Annotated in this window: 15 protein-coding genes; 8 read left to right on the top strand and 7 right to left on the bottom strand. The window is 69.4% G+C overall.

Annotation, left to right across the window (positions count from 1 at the left end):
- Positions 1–14 precede the first annotated feature (14 nt).
- The 3 genes from metX to BLW00_RS10595 form a co-directional block, all read right to left on the bottom strand.
- Complete coding sequence (metX, locus tag BLW00_RS10605; RefSeq protein WP_092553530.1) at positions 15–1,220, bottom strand: homoserine O-acetyltransferase MetX; 1,206 nt, start codon at positions 1,218–1,220, stop codon at positions 15–17.
- A 309-nt stretch (positions 1,221–1,529) separates the two neighbouring features.
- Positions 1,530–2,855: a bifunctional o-acetylhomoserine/o-acetylserine sulfhydrylase gene (locus tag BLW00_RS10600; RefSeq protein ID WP_092553527.1), complete on the bottom strand. Its 1,326-nt coding sequence runs from the start codon at positions 2,853–2,855 to the stop codon at positions 1,530–1,532.
- Between the two features lie 86 nt (positions 2,856–2,941).
- Positions 2,942–4,000 (bottom strand): acyltransferase family protein, encoded by a 1,059-nt coding sequence (locus BLW00_RS10595; protein ID WP_092553524.1) that lies wholly within the window; start codon positions 3,998–4,000, stop codon positions 2,942–2,944.
- Positions 4,001–4,064: 64 nt separating this feature from the next.
- On the opposite strand from BLW00_RS10595, the gene BLW00_RS10590 reads away from it, so the two are divergent.
- Complete coding sequence (locus tag BLW00_RS10590) at positions 4,065–4,841, top strand: SDR family oxidoreductase (RefSeq protein WP_217634349.1); 777 nt, start codon at positions 4,065–4,067, stop codon at positions 4,839–4,841.
- On the opposite strand, the gene BLW00_RS10585 is transcribed toward BLW00_RS10590, so the two are convergent.
- Positions 4,825–6,321, bottom strand: coding sequence for an MFS transporter (locus tag BLW00_RS10585; RefSeq protein ID WP_092553517.1), 1,497 nt, complete (start codon positions 6,319–6,321; stop codon positions 4,825–4,827). The two genes, BLW00_RS10590 and BLW00_RS10585, sit on opposite strands and share 17 nt — an antisense overlap.
- A 272-nt stretch (positions 6,322–6,593) precedes the next feature.
- Here BLW00_RS10585 and BLW00_RS10580 point away from each other — a divergent pair, with 272 nt between their 5' ends.
- The 5 genes from BLW00_RS10580 (at position 6,594) to BLW00_RS10560 (ending at position 11,030) form a co-directional block, all read left to right on the top strand.
- Positions 6,594–7,934 (top strand): HNH endonuclease signature motif containing protein, encoded by a 1,341-nt coding sequence (locus BLW00_RS10580; RefSeq protein ID WP_092553514.1) that lies wholly within the window; start codon positions 6,594–6,596, stop codon positions 7,932–7,934.
- A gap of 521 nt (positions 7,935–8,455) precedes the next feature.
- The gene (locus tag BLW00_RS10575) at positions 8,456–8,992 is read left to right on the top strand and encodes a phosphoribosyltransferase (protein WP_092553511.1); all 537 of its coding nucleotides are present in this window, start codon (positions 8,456–8,458) and stop codon (positions 8,990–8,992) included.
- Positions 8,989–9,720 (top strand): Type 1 glutamine amidotransferase-like domain-containing protein, encoded by a 732-nt coding sequence (locus BLW00_RS10570; protein ID WP_092553508.1) that lies wholly within the window; start codon positions 8,989–8,991, stop codon positions 9,718–9,720. Before BLW00_RS10575 ends, BLW00_RS10570 begins: the two co-directional genes overlap by 4 nt.
- 2 nt (positions 9,721–9,722) lie before the next feature.
- Complete coding sequence (locus tag BLW00_RS10565; protein WP_092553505.1) at positions 9,723–10,415, top strand: uracil-DNA glycosylase; 693 nt, start codon at positions 9,723–9,725, stop codon at positions 10,413–10,415.
- 24 nt (positions 10,416–10,439) lie between these two features.
- Positions 10,440–11,030, top strand: coding sequence for a GNAT family N-acetyltransferase (locus BLW00_RS10560; protein WP_092553502.1), 591 nt, complete (start codon positions 10,440–10,442; stop codon positions 11,028–11,030).
- A gap of 15 nt (positions 11,031–11,045) precedes the next feature.
- Here the strand turns inward: BLW00_RS10560 and BLW00_RS10555 are convergent, their stop codons facing one another.
- Positions 11,046–11,471, bottom strand: coding sequence for a DMT family transporter (locus BLW00_RS10555; RefSeq protein WP_322788337.1), 426 nt, complete (start codon positions 11,469–11,471; stop codon positions 11,046–11,048).
- On the opposite strand from BLW00_RS10555, the gene BLW00_RS10550 reads away from it, so the two are divergent.
- Positions 11,470–12,894, top strand: coding sequence for an amidase (locus BLW00_RS10550; protein ID WP_092553499.1), 1,425 nt, complete (start codon positions 11,470–11,472; stop codon positions 12,892–12,894). The two genes, BLW00_RS10555 and BLW00_RS10550, sit on opposite strands and share 2 nt — an antisense overlap.
- Before the next feature lie 62 nt (positions 12,895–12,956).
- Positions 12,957–13,343, top strand: coding sequence for an SIP domain-containing protein (locus tag BLW00_RS10545; protein WP_092553496.1), 387 nt, complete (start codon positions 12,957–12,959; stop codon positions 13,341–13,343).
- Positions 13,344–13,372: 29 nt separating this feature from the next.
- On the opposite strand, the gene BLW00_RS10540 is transcribed toward BLW00_RS10545, so the two are convergent.
- Positions 13,373–13,750 (bottom strand): Fe-S oxidoreductase, encoded by a 378-nt coding sequence (locus tag BLW00_RS10540; RefSeq protein WP_092553493.1) that lies wholly within the window; start codon positions 13,748–13,750, stop codon positions 13,373–13,375.
- Positions 13,750–15,207 carry a dihydrolipoyl dehydrogenase family protein gene (locus tag BLW00_RS10535; RefSeq protein ID WP_092553490.1) on the bottom strand — a complete coding sequence of 486 codons (1,458 nt, stop codon included), beginning with the start codon at positions 15,205–15,207 and terminating at the stop codon, positions 13,750–13,752. Before BLW00_RS10535 ends, BLW00_RS10540 begins: the two co-directional genes overlap by 1 nt.
- Positions 15,208–15,224: the final 17 nt, after the last annotated feature.

Raw genomic sequence — 15,224 nt, 5'->3', positions numbered from 1 at the left:
CGGATCAGGCCGGATCAGAGCGTCAGCAGGCGCGAGATCTCTCGGCCCACGGCGTCGAATTCGATCAGGAATCCGTCGTGGCCGAAGTTCGACTCGATCACCACGGGAACGTCTCCGTCGATGTTGTTCGGCAGATGCCGCGCGATCAGCTCCTGGTCGGGCACCGGGAACAGCCGGTCGCTGTCGATGCCGATCACGAGCGTCTGAGCCGTGATCGATTCGAGCGCCGGGATGACGCCCGCGCGTCCTCGCCCGATGTCGTGCGAGTTCATCGCCTCGACCAGGGTGATGTAGCTGTTCGCGTCGAAACGGCGGGTGAACTTGTTGCCGTGGAAGTCGAGATACGACTCCACCGCGAAGCGGCCACCACCGCCGAGCGGGCTGATGCCGCTCTGCCAGCTTCGCTGGAAGCGGTCGTTGAGCTCCGACGGGCTGCGGTAGTTGAGCAGCGCCATCCGGCGGGCCAGAGCGAGGCCCTGATGTGGGCCCTCGCCGTCGGGCGCGTCATAGTAGTCGCCGCCGTGGAAGAGCGGATCGGCGCGGATCGCCTGGATCTGCACCGAGTTCAACGCGATCTGGTCGGCCGAACTGGTGGCGGGCGCCGCGATCACGGCCATCCGGGCCACCTCGTCGGGATAGCGGGCGCCCCACTCGAGCACCTGCATCCCGCCCATCGAGCCGCCGACCACGGCGAACCAGCGGTCGATGCCGAGCGCGTCAGCGAGGCCGTGCTGGGCCCGCACTTGGTCGGAGATGGTGGTGTAAGGGAAGCGGGCCGCCCATTCGGCGCCGTCGGGCGCCATCGAGGAGGGGCCCGTGCTTCCTTGGCAGCTGCCCAGCATGTTGGGGGCCACCACGAACCAGCGGTCGGTGTCGATCGGCAGGCCGGGGCCCACGAGACCGGGCCACCAGCCGTCGGTCGGATGACCGGGCTCGGCCGGGTGGTTCAGGTTGCTGTCGCCCGTGAGCGCGTGCAGCACCAGGATCGCGTTGTCCCGCGCCGGCGAGAGTGTGCCGTACGTCTCGTAGGCGATGTGGGTGTGCGGCACCGAGCCGCCGTTCTCGAACGCGAAGTCCCCGATGTTCGCGAACCGACGGCGCCCCACGGGGTCGCCCTCCCGCCAGGCCCCCGATGCGGGCGGTTTGCCCAGCACCGACCGAATCTGCGCTTCGGTGATGAACCCACTGGGTACGGTGTCTTCGTTCGTCTGCCAGTCCATGTCTCTACGATTCTGGCCTGCCGAACCACGCAGCCGTGAATTGTTACGAAGGCCGCTGGGTGCTGCCTCGCCGCTTCCCGCGAGGCGCGGCCTGCGGTCGCGCGTCGCTCTTTGCTCGCGCCGCCGCTTCTGCGGCGCGAGGCGACATGTTCCGGTGAGGTCGCTGACGCGGCCTCGCCGTCACCCTGGGTCGTCTCAGCGCGGCCCGCGGCTTTCGATCTCGTTTCCCCAGTGTTTGGTCGCCGAGACGCCAAAACACGCCGCTACCAGACTCTTCGTAGCGGCGTGTTTTGGCGATTCGGTGTTCAGCTAGAGCGCGTTCGCCCGCACCGTCTCACGGGCCGCCGCGAGGCCGGCCTCGAGGTCGGCCTTGAGGTCGTCGATGTTCTCCAGGCCCACGGAGAGGCGCACCAGGCCGGGCGTCACGCCCGCGGTCAGCTGCTGCTCGGGGGTGAGCTGCGAGTGCGTGGTCGACGCCGGGTGGATGACGAGCGAGCGCACGTCGCCGATGTTGGCCAGGTGACTGAACAGGCTGAGGCTGTCGACGAAGGTGCGGCCCGCATCCACACCGCCCTTCAGCTCGAACGAGAGCACGGCGCCGACGCCCTTGGGGGCGTATTTGTTGGCGGCCGCGTACCAGGGGCTCGACGGGAGCCCCGCGTAGTAGACCGTGGCGATGTCGTCGTGGGCATCCAGCCACTCGGCGATCTCCTGGGCGTTCTGCACGTGGCGCTCGACACGCAGCGAGAGCGTCTCGATGCCCTGGATGAGCTGCCAGGCGCTGGCCGGCGCGATCGACGAGCCCAGGTCGCGCAGCAGCTGCACGCGCGCCTTGATGATGTAGGCGATGCCGTCGCCCAGCACGCCGGTGTAGCTCGCGCCGTGGTACGAGGGGTCGGGCTCGGTGAGGCCGGGGAACTTCTCGACGTTCTTCGACCACTCGAACTTTCCGCCGTCGACGATGATGCCGCCGATGACGGTGCCGTGGCCGCCGAGGAACTTCGTCGCCGAGTGCACCACGATGTCGGCGCCGTGCTCGAAGGGGCGGATGAGGTAGGGCGTCGCGATGGTGTTGTCGACGATCAGCGGCACGCCGTTCTCGTGCGCGACGTCTGCCACGAGCTGGATGTCGAGGATGTTGATCTTCGGGTTGCCGATGGTCTCGCCGAAGAACAGCTTCGTGTTGGGGCGGACCGCGCGGCGCCACTCGTCGGCGTCGTCCTGGTTCTCCACGAAGGTGGTCTCGATTCCGAGCTTCGCCAGGGTGTACTTGAACAGGTTGTAGGTGCCGCCGTAGATCGACGACGACGACACGATGTGGTCGCCGGCCTGCGCGATGTTCAGCACGGCGAAGGTCTCCGCGGCCTGGCCGGAGGCGACCAGCAGCGCTGCTGTTCCGCCTTCGAGTGCCGCGACGCGCTCTTCGACCACGTTCTGCGTGGGGTTCTGGATGCGCGTGTAGATGTTGCCGAACTCGGCCAGCGCGAACAGGTTCTGCGCGTGCTGCGAGTTGTTGAACACATACGACGTGGTCTGGTAGATCGGCGTCGCGCGGGCGTTGGTCACCGGGTCGGGCTGGGCGCCGGTGTGGATCTGCTTGGTCTCGAACTTCCAGTTCGCAGCGTTGTCGCTCATGGGTTCATCCTCAAAGTCGGTGGGTTGCTGCTGGAAGCCTAGATACGCCGCGATGCGGGGTCAATCGCCCCGACATGCGGCGTAACTCAACGTTCGGCGAACAGCCAGCGTGCCCGGGGTTCGACCAACGGCCGGAAGATCCGGCGCACGATCGGCTGCGAGAGCACGATGGCGATGAGGACGCTGAGCAGGATCATCGCCACCAGCAGCAGGTCGGACTGCGGGCCGTCGAGCAGGCCGGACTCCCGAATCGGGTAGAGCACGAAGGTGTGCAGCAGGTAGACGTACATCGTGGCCCGGCCGAGCGGCGAGAACCAGGTGGTGCGCCGCGGCACGAGGGTGAGGAACGCGACGATCAGCACCACGGCGAGCGCGATCGCCGCCAGCCGGAGCGCCCCGGCCCACCACTGGTCGTAGCCGAACTCGGGATACGCCTGTTCGTAGAGCAACACGCGCCGCACCTTCAGGTCGCGCCAGAGCGGCACGTCGAGGGCGATGACGAGGGCGAGCACACCGAAGATCGCGATCGCCCCGGCCCGCACGACCCACACCACGCGGGTGGAGGCGCGCAGCCAGATCGCCGTGAAGGGAAGCTGGCGCAGTTTCCAGCCGAGCACGAAGAACGGCAGCAGAGCGAGCGTGCGGTTGAGGGCGAAGTCGCCGCCCACGCCGGGCAGGTAGCCGCAGGCCACCGACACGGCCACCGAGATGAGGAACGGGAAGCGCAGCAGCGCCAGGTAGGGGAGTGTCACCCGCCAGACGATCAGCGCGAGGAGGAACCACAGGGTCCACGACGGGCTCACGAAGTCGACCGACAGCCAGCCGGTCCGGATGCTGTGGATGGCCGACCAGATCGCCTCGAAGATGAAGTAGGGCAGCACCAGGTCGGTGACGATGCGTTTCAGCTGCTTGACGCCGGGTGGGTTCGCCTTGGCGAAATAGCCGGCCACGGCCACGAAGACCGGCACGTGGAAGGCGTAGACGAAGAGGTAGACCCCGTAGGCGGTGTCGGATTCGGCGATCAGCTTCAGGATGGCGTGGCCGACCACGACGAGCGTGATCGCGATGAAACGCGCGTTGTCCCACATCGGCACCCGGGTGCCCGCTGCGGGTCGGGCGACCGCGGGAGTGGCCGGGCGGGACATCGTTCCACACTACCTTTGAAGAGACGAACGGCACCGGGCGAGCCCGGGCGGCGAGAGGATGCGGATGAAGCGTGCAGTGGTGACAGGAGCGAGTTCGGGGATCGGGGCAGCGACCGTGCGGCTGCTGCGCGAACACGGTTGGGAGGTCGTCGGCGTGGCGCGCCGGGTCGAGCGCCTGGAGCGGCTCGCGTCGGAGACCGGCGCCGAGGTCTATGTGGCCGACCTCACGAAGCAGGCCGACGTCGACGCCCTGCGCGACCACCTGGCCGCCACGGGTGGTGTCAGCACCCTGGTCAACAATGCGGGCGGTGCGGTGGGGCTCGACTCCGTCGAATCCGCCGATCCCGACGACTGGCAGGCCATGTTCGACGTGAACGTGCTGGCGGTGCAACGCGTGACCGCCGCCTTGCTGCCGCTCCTGCGCGCATCCGTCGAGCCGGGTGGATCGGCCGACATCATGACCGTGTCGTCGATCGCCGGCCACATCGCCTACGAGGGCGGTGGCGGATACAACGCGTCGAAGTTCGCGGTGCACGCGATGGTCGACGTCTTGCGGCTCGAACTGAGCGGCGAGCCCATCCGGGTGCTGGAGATCGCGCCGGGCATGGTGAAGACCGAGGAGTTCTCGCTCAACCGCTTCAAGGGCGACCAGGCGCGGGCCGACAAGGTCTACGACAACGTGCCCGATCCGCTCTCGGCCGAGGACGTGGCGCGCACCATCGTGTCGACCCTCGAGCTGCCGCCGCACGTGAGCCTCGACCTGGTGGTGATCAAGCCGGTGGCCCAGTCGGCGGCCTACAAGGTGGCGCGTGGCGCGCTGAAGGTCAGAGCGGCGGAGTAGGCAGCGGCGCGGGTGCCGGTTCGACCGGCACCGTCGCGTCGGCGAAGGCGAGCTTCGGCACGAAGAACAGCAGCACGCCGGCCACCAGCGCGCCGCCGGCGCAGATCGCCCACACCGTCATGTAGCCGGAGAGACTGGATGCGGTCGCCGTGACGGCCGCCGATGCGCCCTGGAACAGAACCACGCCGAAGACGGCCGAGGCGAAGGAGCCGCCGATGGTCTTGGTGGTGTTCGTGAGACCGGCGGCGATACCGGTCTGGCCCCGAGGAGCGGCGGCGGCGGCCGCGGCGGGGAGTGCACCGACGAGGGCGCCCGATCCGATGCCCGCGATGAACATGTTGACGAACACCTGCCAGGTCTCGGCGTGGAAGGGCAGGAACAGGGCGTAGCCGAGCGCCACGAGGAAGGTCGCGCCGATGAGCGCGACCCGAGGACTCGACCGGCGTGAGAACAGCGGGAAGAGCAGGGCGCCGACGATCATCGACAGCAGGTAGACGCCGATCAGAATGCTGCGGCTCGATGACCCGAGGCCCAGACCGTAGCCGTTGACCGGGTCGGTGCCCGCGAAGGTGCTCAGCGGGGCCTGCGCGCCGAGCAGGCTGATGCCGATGAGTGCTGCGGTCACCTGCACGGGCCACATGCTCGGCTGCCGCAGCACGCGGAGGTCGATCGCCGGGTCGGGCTGCCGCAGCTCGTAGAACCCGAACGGTACGAACACCAGCGCGCCGATGACCACGAGCAGCCAGACCCACCAGGTCTCCGGTCCGTTGATGCGCAGGAAGGTCAGGCCGCTCGTGATGAGCAGGAGGCCGAGCGTGAGGATGGTGAAGCCCACCACGTCGAGCTTCCGTCCCGGCACCGGCGACGATTCGGGCACCCCGAACAGGATGGCGAAGAAGACCAGGGTCACCGCCACAGCGGGCACCGCCATCGTGAGCGGCACGTTCTTGCCGAACACGTCGAACAGGATGCCGCTGGAGAGCGCGCCGATGATCGCTCCCGCCTCGAGCGCCACCACGAGCAGTCCCGCTGCGCGGCGGGTCTGGGAGGCGGCCCGCCCGGTGCGACGGCCGCGGTCGAAGATCAACGCCACCTCGAGCGGCAGCCACACCACGTAGAAGCCCTGCAGTGCCCAGGCGATGAGGAAGCTCGTGAAGTCGCCGGCGGCCACCAGCCACCAGCTCGCCGCCGCGGTGAGCACCGTCGAGATGAGAAGCATCCGCTTGTGGCCCACCATGTCGCCGAGCTTGGCGAGCACGGGCACCACGATGGCGGAGAGCAGCAACTGTGCGGCCTCGAACCAGTTGAAGTCGGCGTCGTGGATGCCGAGATGCTGCACGAGGTCGGGAATCAGGGGAACGTAGTAGCCCTGGATGATTCCGCTCGTGATCTCGACGAGAAAGAGGAAACCGATGAGCGAGGCGGTGACCCCGATTGCCCCGGTGCGGAATCCGGGCAGCCCGGTCGACGACGAAGTCATGAACGGATGCTAGCGGCTGGGGGCGGCATCGGGGGAGCGGCATGCGGAACTGGGTGTGGCGGCGGTGAGTTGCTGTTGCTGCCGGGCGCTGGGCGCTTGCCGACGAGGGGTACTGCCCGGGTTTTCTGAGATCGTGACGGATGCGGTTGGTCTGGATTCCGGTGACCGTCTGTTCGACCTAGCCATGGTTCCTTTTCGGCAAGCGCGGAGCGCGCGGCAGCCGGTCCGGCTCGGCGGGTTCAATGTCGGTGGCTGGTGTTTGAATAAACCTCATGAAGAGTTTGGTTGTGACCCGCATCGAGGAACTCGACGCGCGCCTGGATGCGGAGATCGATGAACTCCACGACATCGACCTCGCCACCGCCGGGTTGGATGCGCGCCGGGCCCGGTGTCTGGCCGCGGTGGGGCGGATCGCGGACGAGCGGGCCGCGCTTGCCTCCCCGACCGGGCGCGGGTTGTCGGAGGCGCGGGAGGGCGAACGGCGGCTGGTCGCGGTGGAGATCGCGACCGCCACGCTGCGGTCCGAGCGGACCGTGGCGCGGATGATCAACGACGCCGAACAACTCGTCCACGACTACCCCGCCACCCTGGCTGCGCTGTCCGAGGGCAGGGTGTCCGGGTTGCATGCCCGGCACCTGATCGCTCACGCCGCCACCCTGCCCGCCCAGGCGCGACCCGGGTTCGAGGCACGGTTGCTTGCGGAGGCGGCGGTGCTGCCGGCGCACCGGTTCGCGGAGCGGGCGCGTCGTCTGCGGGAGACCGCCCACCCGGACTCGATCACGGTCCGTCACCGGCAGGCCCGGGAGGAACGGAGCGTGTGGTTGTCGCCGGAGTGTGACGGGATGGCGACCCTCACCCATCACCTGCCCGCGGTCGACGCGGTCGCTGTCGATGACCTCCTCGACAAAATCGCGAGGAGTGAACGCTCCGATACGGATCCCCGCACCCATCTGCAGCGCCGCGCCGACGCCCTCACCCGCCTGATCCTCACCCCCGACAACCCCGCCCGGCCCGCATCGATCACCGCGAACGTGCTCGTCACCGTGCCCGCCACCACCATCGCCGGAACCACCGACCAGCCCGGCGACCTCCACGGGTACGGGCCCATCGACCCCGACACCGCCCGTCAGATCGCGGCGACGGCACCCACCTTCCTCCGGGTCCTCACCCACCCGACAACTCGGGAACCGACCATGGTCACCCGACACCGCGGCCGTCCGGTCGCCGACCACCACCCCACCCGCGCCCACCACCCCACCAGCGGCACCGGCCCCACCGGCGGCACCGACGACCGCGAGACCACCGAGCGGGAACGGTACAGCGCCGCACCCGAACTCCGCCTCGTGCTCGCCGCCATCGACCAGACCTGCCGATTCCCCGGCTGCAGCCGACGCGCCAACCGATGCGAACTCGACCACACCATGGACTGGGCCCACGGCGGCACCACCACCCCCGAGAACCTCACCTACCTCTGCTCCCGGCACCACCACCTCAAACACAACACCCGCTGGACCGTCGAATCCGACCCCGACAGGCCCCGCCACCTCAACTGGCGCAGCCCCCACGGACGCCAACACACCACCGCACCACCAGGCGCCCCCGCCGACGGGTAGACCTCGGGGTCGGGCGGTGCACCTGCCCCCGCCACCACCACCTGAAACACGAGTCCCGCTGGACCGTCCAACCCCACCCCGACAAGCCCCGCCACCTCAACTGGCGCAGCCCCCACGGACGCCAACACACCACCACACCCCCACCCACCCCGCCGATGGGTAGACCTCGGGGCGTCGCAAGCGCCCACCCCACGTGCGAGCGGGCGGGCGGCCGCGCAATTCTGCCTGCGGGGCACGTTCGCCACACCGGCATCCGGGCCGTACCCCACCCGCGCTTGCCGATGGGTAGACCGCGGCGGGCGGCGGGTGGCGGGCCACCCAGATCAGCGCACGGGACACGTTCACCACATCGGCATCCGGGCCGCGCATGAACACGCCCGAGGAGCAGCAGGCTTCCGAGGCTCCAAGGCGCATGGGCACACACCGCAACGGAATGGTCATGCGCAGGGAGCATTGCCCCACGAGGCCTTCGCCGCGCAGGGGACAGTTGCGACGGCCGCGCATCCGGTAGCGTTGCCTGCATGAATTCCGGCGCGAACGACGTAGACACTGTGGAAGACGCGCCGGTGGCGCCGGAGCGGGAGGTACTCGGCTGGCTCGAGTTCGGCGACGCCTCCCGGGCACTCGCCCGTGACATCGTGGAGTCGGGGTTCGAGCCCGACTTCGTGATCGCGATCGCGCGCGGCGGCCTCATCCCGGGCGGCGCCCTCGCATACGCGCTGGGCGTCAAGAGCTGCGGCAGTCTCAACGTGGAGTTCTACTCCGACATCGAGGAGACGCTGCCCGAGCCCATCATCCTTCCCCCGCTCCTCGACAACGAACCGTTGATCGGCAAGAACGTGCTGCTGGTCGACGACGTCGCCGACTCCGGCCGCACGCTCGCACTCGTCGTGGAGCTGCTCGAGAAGGTCGACATCACGGTGAAGTCGGCCACCCTCTTCCTCAAGCCGCGCTCGGTCATCGCGCCCGACTTCCACTGGAAGGTCACCGATCGCTGGATCGTGTTCCCGTGGTCGGCGCATCCGCCGGTGAGCGACGACCTGCCGACCGAAGCGTGAGCATCCACCTGGTCGGCGGCGGGTGGCCGCTGGTCGACGAGGGAGCCGTCTACCGGCCGTTCTTCGACGAGGTCACCGCACACGCCGAGACGGCCGGCAAGCTCGATGGCGCCCGCCTGGTGCTCGTGCTCGTTCGCGACGGCGACGGACCGCAGAAATACGCGGAGATCGTGACCGCCTACGAGCAACTCGCCAAGATCGTGCCCGTCCCGGTCATCTCGGCGGAGGGGCGCCCGATCGAGCCGTCCGTGTTCGCGGATGCCGACGGCATCGTCGTCTGGGGTGGCCTGACTCCCGCCTACCGGCAGTCCCTGGAACCGTCGTTCGGTGAGATCCGGCGACAGGTCGCATCCGGGGTGCCGTATCTCGGTTTCTCGGCCGGCGCGGCCATCGCCGCCGAACACGCGATCGTGGGCGGCTGGAAGATCGACGCGGTCGAGATCGGCACCGAAGACGCCTCTGAAGACCTCGAGCAGCTCACCGTCGAGCAGGGGATCGGTCTGATCGACCTCGCCGTCGACGTGCACGCGGCGCAGTGGGGCTCGGTCTCGCGACTGATCGCCGCGGTGGAGGCCGGCGTCGTCGACGGTGGCGTCGCGATCGACGAGCACACGGCACTGATCGTGGGCGACGGCCCGCTCCGGGTCGCCGGGCGGGGCAGCGTGTGGAAGGTCACCCCCGACTCGGGCAGCGTGCGCGTGTCGACGGCAGGCGCCGACGCGAGCTGAGGATGGCTGCTCTCTCGCTTCCCGAACTGGCCGCGAACGGCCTGATCGATCACGGCTGGGCGACGGCCCTCGAGCCGGTGGCCGGCACCATCGCGCAGCTCGGCGACTTCCTGCGGGCCGAGACCGCCGCCGGGCGCGGCTACCTGCCGGCGGGGCAGAACGTGCTCCGGGCCTTCGGAGCGCCGCTCCAGGATGTGCGGGTGCTGATCGTGGGGCAGGATCCGTATCCGACACCGGGACATCCGATCGGCCTCTCCTTCGCCGTGGAGCGTCACGTGCGACCGTTGCCGCGGAGCCTCTCGAACATCTACCGCGAGCTGAACGACGACCTCGGCATCCCGCCCGCGGAGCACGGCGACCTCTCATCGTGGGGCGCGCACGGCGTGATGCTGCTGAACCGCCTGCTCACGGTACGCCCAGGCACGCCGGCGTCGCATCGCGGAAAGGGCTGGGAACAGGTGACCGAGCACGCCATCCGGGTGCTGGTGGAGCGGGACGCCCCCCTCGTCGCCATCCTGTGGGGCCGGGATGCCGCGGGGCTCGTGCCGATGCTGGGTCGGGTGCCGTCGATCACCTCGGCGCATCCGAGCCCGCTGTCGGCGAGCCGCGGCTTCTTCGGATCGAAGCCGTTCAGCCGGGCCAACGACCTGTTCGTCGCCCAGGGCGCGGCGCCGGTCGACTGGACCGTGTCGTGACCCGCCGATCGGTAGGCTGAAGTCATGTTGGAAGAGGAGTATCAGCCGCGCCGCAAACTGCCCCGGGAGTTGCGCCCGGTGCCGGCGGAGCACCCTCCGCTGGAGGTGCCGTTCGAATACACCATCCGCGACGCGACCGAGACCGATCTGCCCTACATCCGCGAGATCTACAACCACTACGTGGCCAACACGGTGGTGACCTTCGACGAAGACGCGATGACCCTCAAGGAGTGGCGCCACAAGTTCGCCTGGACGCAGAAGCAGAAGTATCCCTTCCTGGTCGCCCTGTCGCCGAGCGGAACCCTGCTCGGATTCGCCTACGTGTCGGCCTGGAAGCAGAAGGCGGCCTACCGCCGCACCGTCGAGAACTCGATCTACCTCGGGCCGGCGGCCACCGGCAAGGGCCTCGGGCGCGTGCTGCTCGGCGAACTGATCGAGCGGTCTCGGGAGGCCGGCATCAAGGAGATCCTCGCCGTCATCGCCGATCAGGGCGCGGAAGCCTCGATCAAGCTGCACGAGAGCTTCGGATTCAAGGAGGTGGGCCGACTGGGCCGGGTGGGGTTCAAGTTCGGCCACTGGCTCGGCACGGTGCTGCTGCAGAAGTCGCTCAAGTGAGCGGATGCTGCTGACTCAGGAGGCCTTGCCGGCGGCAGCGGCGTCTCCGTGGTTGCCACCGAGCTCGAGCAGCAGCACGCCGCCCACCACGAGGGCTATCCCGACGAGTTGCTGCCAGGTGAGCAGCTCCCCGAACGCGAGCCAGCTCACCACGGCCACGAGCACGACCCCGGCACCCGCCCAGACCGCGTAGGCGATGCCGAGTGGAACGCCGGCGCCCAGGGTGAGACTCAGCATGGTGAAGGCCAGCAGGTAGCCGGCCGCGACGATGAGGTAGGCCCACCACTTCGAGCCTTCGCCCGAGGCCACCTTGAGGAAGGTGGTGGCGATCACTTCGGCGACGATCGCCACGGACAGATACAGATACCCCACGATTGCTCCCTCCGGACGCTGCCCGCTCGGGCACCCCGAGGAGACGTTACCGGTATCGTCTCGTCTCATGACCGAGATCCACGACCTCACCGCGCTCGAACAGTACCGGCTCCTCCAGAAGGGCGAGCTCCGGGTCACCGAGGTCGTCGAGCACTATCTCGAGCGGATCGAGCGACTGAACCCCGAGCTCGGCGCGTTCCACACCGTGACCCCGGATGCCGCGCGGGCGCGTGCGGCCGACGTGGAGACATCCGTTCCCCGCACCGCGGCGCTCTGGGGGCTCGCCTACGCCGACAAAGACCTGGTGCGTCGGGCGGGGGTGCGCACGACGTTCGGCTCGCGGCTGTTCGCCGAGTTCGTGCCGGATGAGTCAGACGAACTGCCGCTGCTGCTCGACCAGGCCGGCGCGATCAGTCTCGGCAAGACGGCGACGCCGGAGTTCGGACTGCCGAGCTACACCGAGAACCTGGTGGCGCCGCCCGCGCGGGATCCCTACGATCTCACGCGCGGCGCCGGCGGCTCCAGCGGGGGAGCGGCGGTGGCGGTGGCAGCCGGGATGCTGCCCTTCGCGCCGGGCTCGGACGGCGGGGGTTCGATCCGCATCCCCGCCGCGGCCTGCGGTCTCGTCGGGCTGAAGCCCTCACGCGGCCTCGTGCCCGCCGGCTCAGGGCAGGATTCGCTGGCCGGGCTTCCCGTGGCCGGTCCGCTGGCTCGCACGGTGGGGGATGCCGCGCTGCTGCTCGACGGCATGATCGCGCGTCGAGGGGACCGCATCCTGCACCACCACACGCTTCGGGCGCCGAGCGACGGCGGGCAGTTCCTCGCGGCGGCCGTGCGTGGGGAGGGGCGGTTCCAGATCGGGGTGACCACGGGGTCGCCGTGGGAGACGGCCTACGACATCACCCTCGCCCCGGAGGCGCGGGATGCGCTCGACGCCGCCCGCGACGCACTGGTGGCGCTGGGGCACGGCATGGAGGAGTTCACGCTCGAGCCGGCGCCGCAGTATGCGGAGGCGTTCCGGGTGATCTGGCAGGTGGGCGCGTCGCAGATCCCGGTCGACGACGAGGGAGAGGACCTGCTCGAGCCGCTCACGCGGTGGCTGGTGCACGAGGGGCGCTCGATCCCGGCGTCGGAACTGGCACGCGCTCTGGCGACGTTGTCGGCCTACGAGCGGTCGATCATCCGGCAGTTCGACGGCTACGACGCCGTGCTCATGCCGACGCTCGCGATGACACCACGCCCTCTCGGCTGGTACGACCAGGAAGACGGCGATCGCAACTTCGCCCAGCAGGTGCAGTACACGCCCTTCACGTCGTTCGTGAACGTGGCGGGCCTACCCGCGATCACCCTCCCGGTGCACCGCACCGTCGAGGGGCTGCCGATGGGCGCCCAGCTCATCGGGCGCCCGGGCGGCGAGGCGACGCTGCTCGCGCTGGGCCGCCAACTCGAGCGGCGGGTGCGCTGGGACCGGGTGCATCCCGCTCAGTGGTGATTGGTACAGGGTGGTGATTGGTATGGCAATCCTAAGTTAGGTATGCCTATACTTGCCTCACCATGTATGTGATCGCCTCCGACGCCACCCTCGTCTCCCGTGCCGTCGGCCGCGTTCTGCTCGCCGGCACGGAAGCGAATCTCGACGAGATCCGCGCGATCGTCGCGACGCTCACCGAGAGGGCCCGGGGCCAGATCTTCGTCGAGGTGCCGTCGGCGGCCGAGATCGATCCGATCGCCACGCCCGAGTGCGTGACGGTGACCTGGTTGCCTCGCGACGTGCGATCGGGCGACATGGGTTCCGGTCTCGCGTGCGCGCCCGGCCAGGCCGTGGGCCGCGCCGTGCGTGCCTGGATGGGCGAGATGTCGACCGGCGACGCCGAGATCGACGGCGACGCGGTATGCGTCTGGGTCGGCGGCGACGTGCCGAACGACTTCGCCACCGTCTGACCCGGTTTCACAACCCCTGGCGCGACCGGTCAGCGCTTGCGTGGCAGGTAGTTGCCGTCTTCCAGCCCCGCTTCGATCTCGAAGTGGTTCTGCAGCGGATCCTGTCCGGCCAGCCAGTAGAGCAACGGGAACATCATCCCGTACTCCTGCCACTGCCGCCGGTGCACGGCCTCGTGCCGCAGCACCGCCGGCCCGTCGTTCGTGTCGGTGAGGTACACGCCGCCCACACAGGTTCCGCCGCGCCGGAACGCCCAGCGCGGCATCCCGGCGCAGACGAACAACCCCTCGACGCGCCGGATGCGCCCGGTGCTGAAGAGCACACCGAGCGTCAGCCCGACGGCGGTGGCGTAGAGGTAGCCGGCGCGGGCGACGGGCGGTGCGTAGAGGAGGCGACGGAGCCGCTCCATCAGGCGCTGGCGTCCCGCCCGTAGGTCTCGAGCAGGCGCAGCCACACTTCGCTGATGGTCGGGTAGGCGGGCACGACGTGCCAGAGCCGGTCGAGCGGGATCTCACCCACGATCGCCATCGTGGCCGACGTGAGCAACTCCTGCACGTCGGGGCCCACGAAGGTCACCCCGAGCACCACCTTGCGATCCTCGTCGACCACCATCCGGGCATGACCCTTGTAGCCGTCGATGTGCACGCTCGCCCCCGCGACGTAGCCGATCTCGTAGTCGACCACTTTGGTGCGGTAGCCCGCCTTCTCCGCCGCGACGGAGGTGAGGCCGACGGATGCGACGGGCGGCTCCGTGAAGGTCACCTGCGGCACGGACTGGTGGTCGGCGGTCGCCACATGGCGGCCCCACGGGGCATCCGAGACGGCCTGGCCGGTGGCGCGCGCGGCGATGACGTCGCCGGCCGCGCGGGCCTGGTATTTGCCCTGGTGGGTGAGCAGCACCCGGTGATTGACGTCGCCGGTGGCGTAGAGCCACTCGCCCGGCAGCGGCTTGCCGTCGTCGCCCAGCACGAGCAGGGTGTCGTCGGTCTCGAGCCACTGGTGGGGTGTCAATCCGATGGCCTCGAGCCCCAGGTCGCCGGTGCGTGGAAGCCGGCCGGCGGCCACCAGGATCTCCTCGGAGTCGAGCACCGTGCCGTCTCGCAGGGTGGTGTGCACGATGCCCTCCGCGTCGCGGTGCACCTCGGTCGCCGACTCGCCGATCCGCAGGTCGACGCCGAGTTCGCGCAGCGACTCGGTGACCGCGAGGCTCGCGAAGTCCTCCTCCTTCGCGAGCAGCTTGCTGCGCGACAGGATGGTCACCCGGGTACCGAAGGAGCTGTAGGCGGTGGCCATCTCGGCCGCGACCACACCGCCTCCGATGATCACCAGACGGGCGGGCACCGACTTCGCGCTGGTCGCCTCACGGCTCGTCCATGGCCGGGCGTCGGCGAGCCCCGGGATGTCGGGGAGCAGGGAGGTCGATCCGGTGGAGGCCGTGACGGCGTGGCGGGCCCGGAGCCGCACGGTCTCTCCGTCGGGAGTGGTGACCTGGAGCTCTTTCACGCCGGTGAACACGGCGTGCCCGCGCAGCAGCTCGATGCCGGCACCCTTCACCCACGCGACCTGGCCCGAATCGTCCCAGTTGCTGGTGAAGGAGTCGCGGCGTTTCAGAACGGCCTCGACGTCGATCTCTCCGGTCACCGCCTGCTTCGCACCGTTGACATGCTGCGCGGAGTGCACCGCCTCGGCCGGACGCAGCAGCGCCTTCGACGGCATGCAAGCCCAGTAGGAGCACTCACCGCCCACGAGTTCGGCTTCGACCAGCAGGGCGCTGAGCCCGCCCTGCACGGCCCGGTCGGCGACGTTCTCACCGATCGCTCCGGCACCGATGACGATGAGGTCGTACTCCTTGACGTCCGTGCTCATTGTGGCCTCCTAGCTGC

Source organism: Herbiconiux ginsengi, from assembly GCF_900107435.1.
Lineage (GTDB): Bacteria > Actinomycetota > Actinomycetes > Actinomycetales > Microbacteriaceae > Herbiconiux > Herbiconiux ginsengi.
Note: the sequence above shows the minus strand (reverse complement) of the source record. Positions and strands in the feature narration are given on the sequence as shown.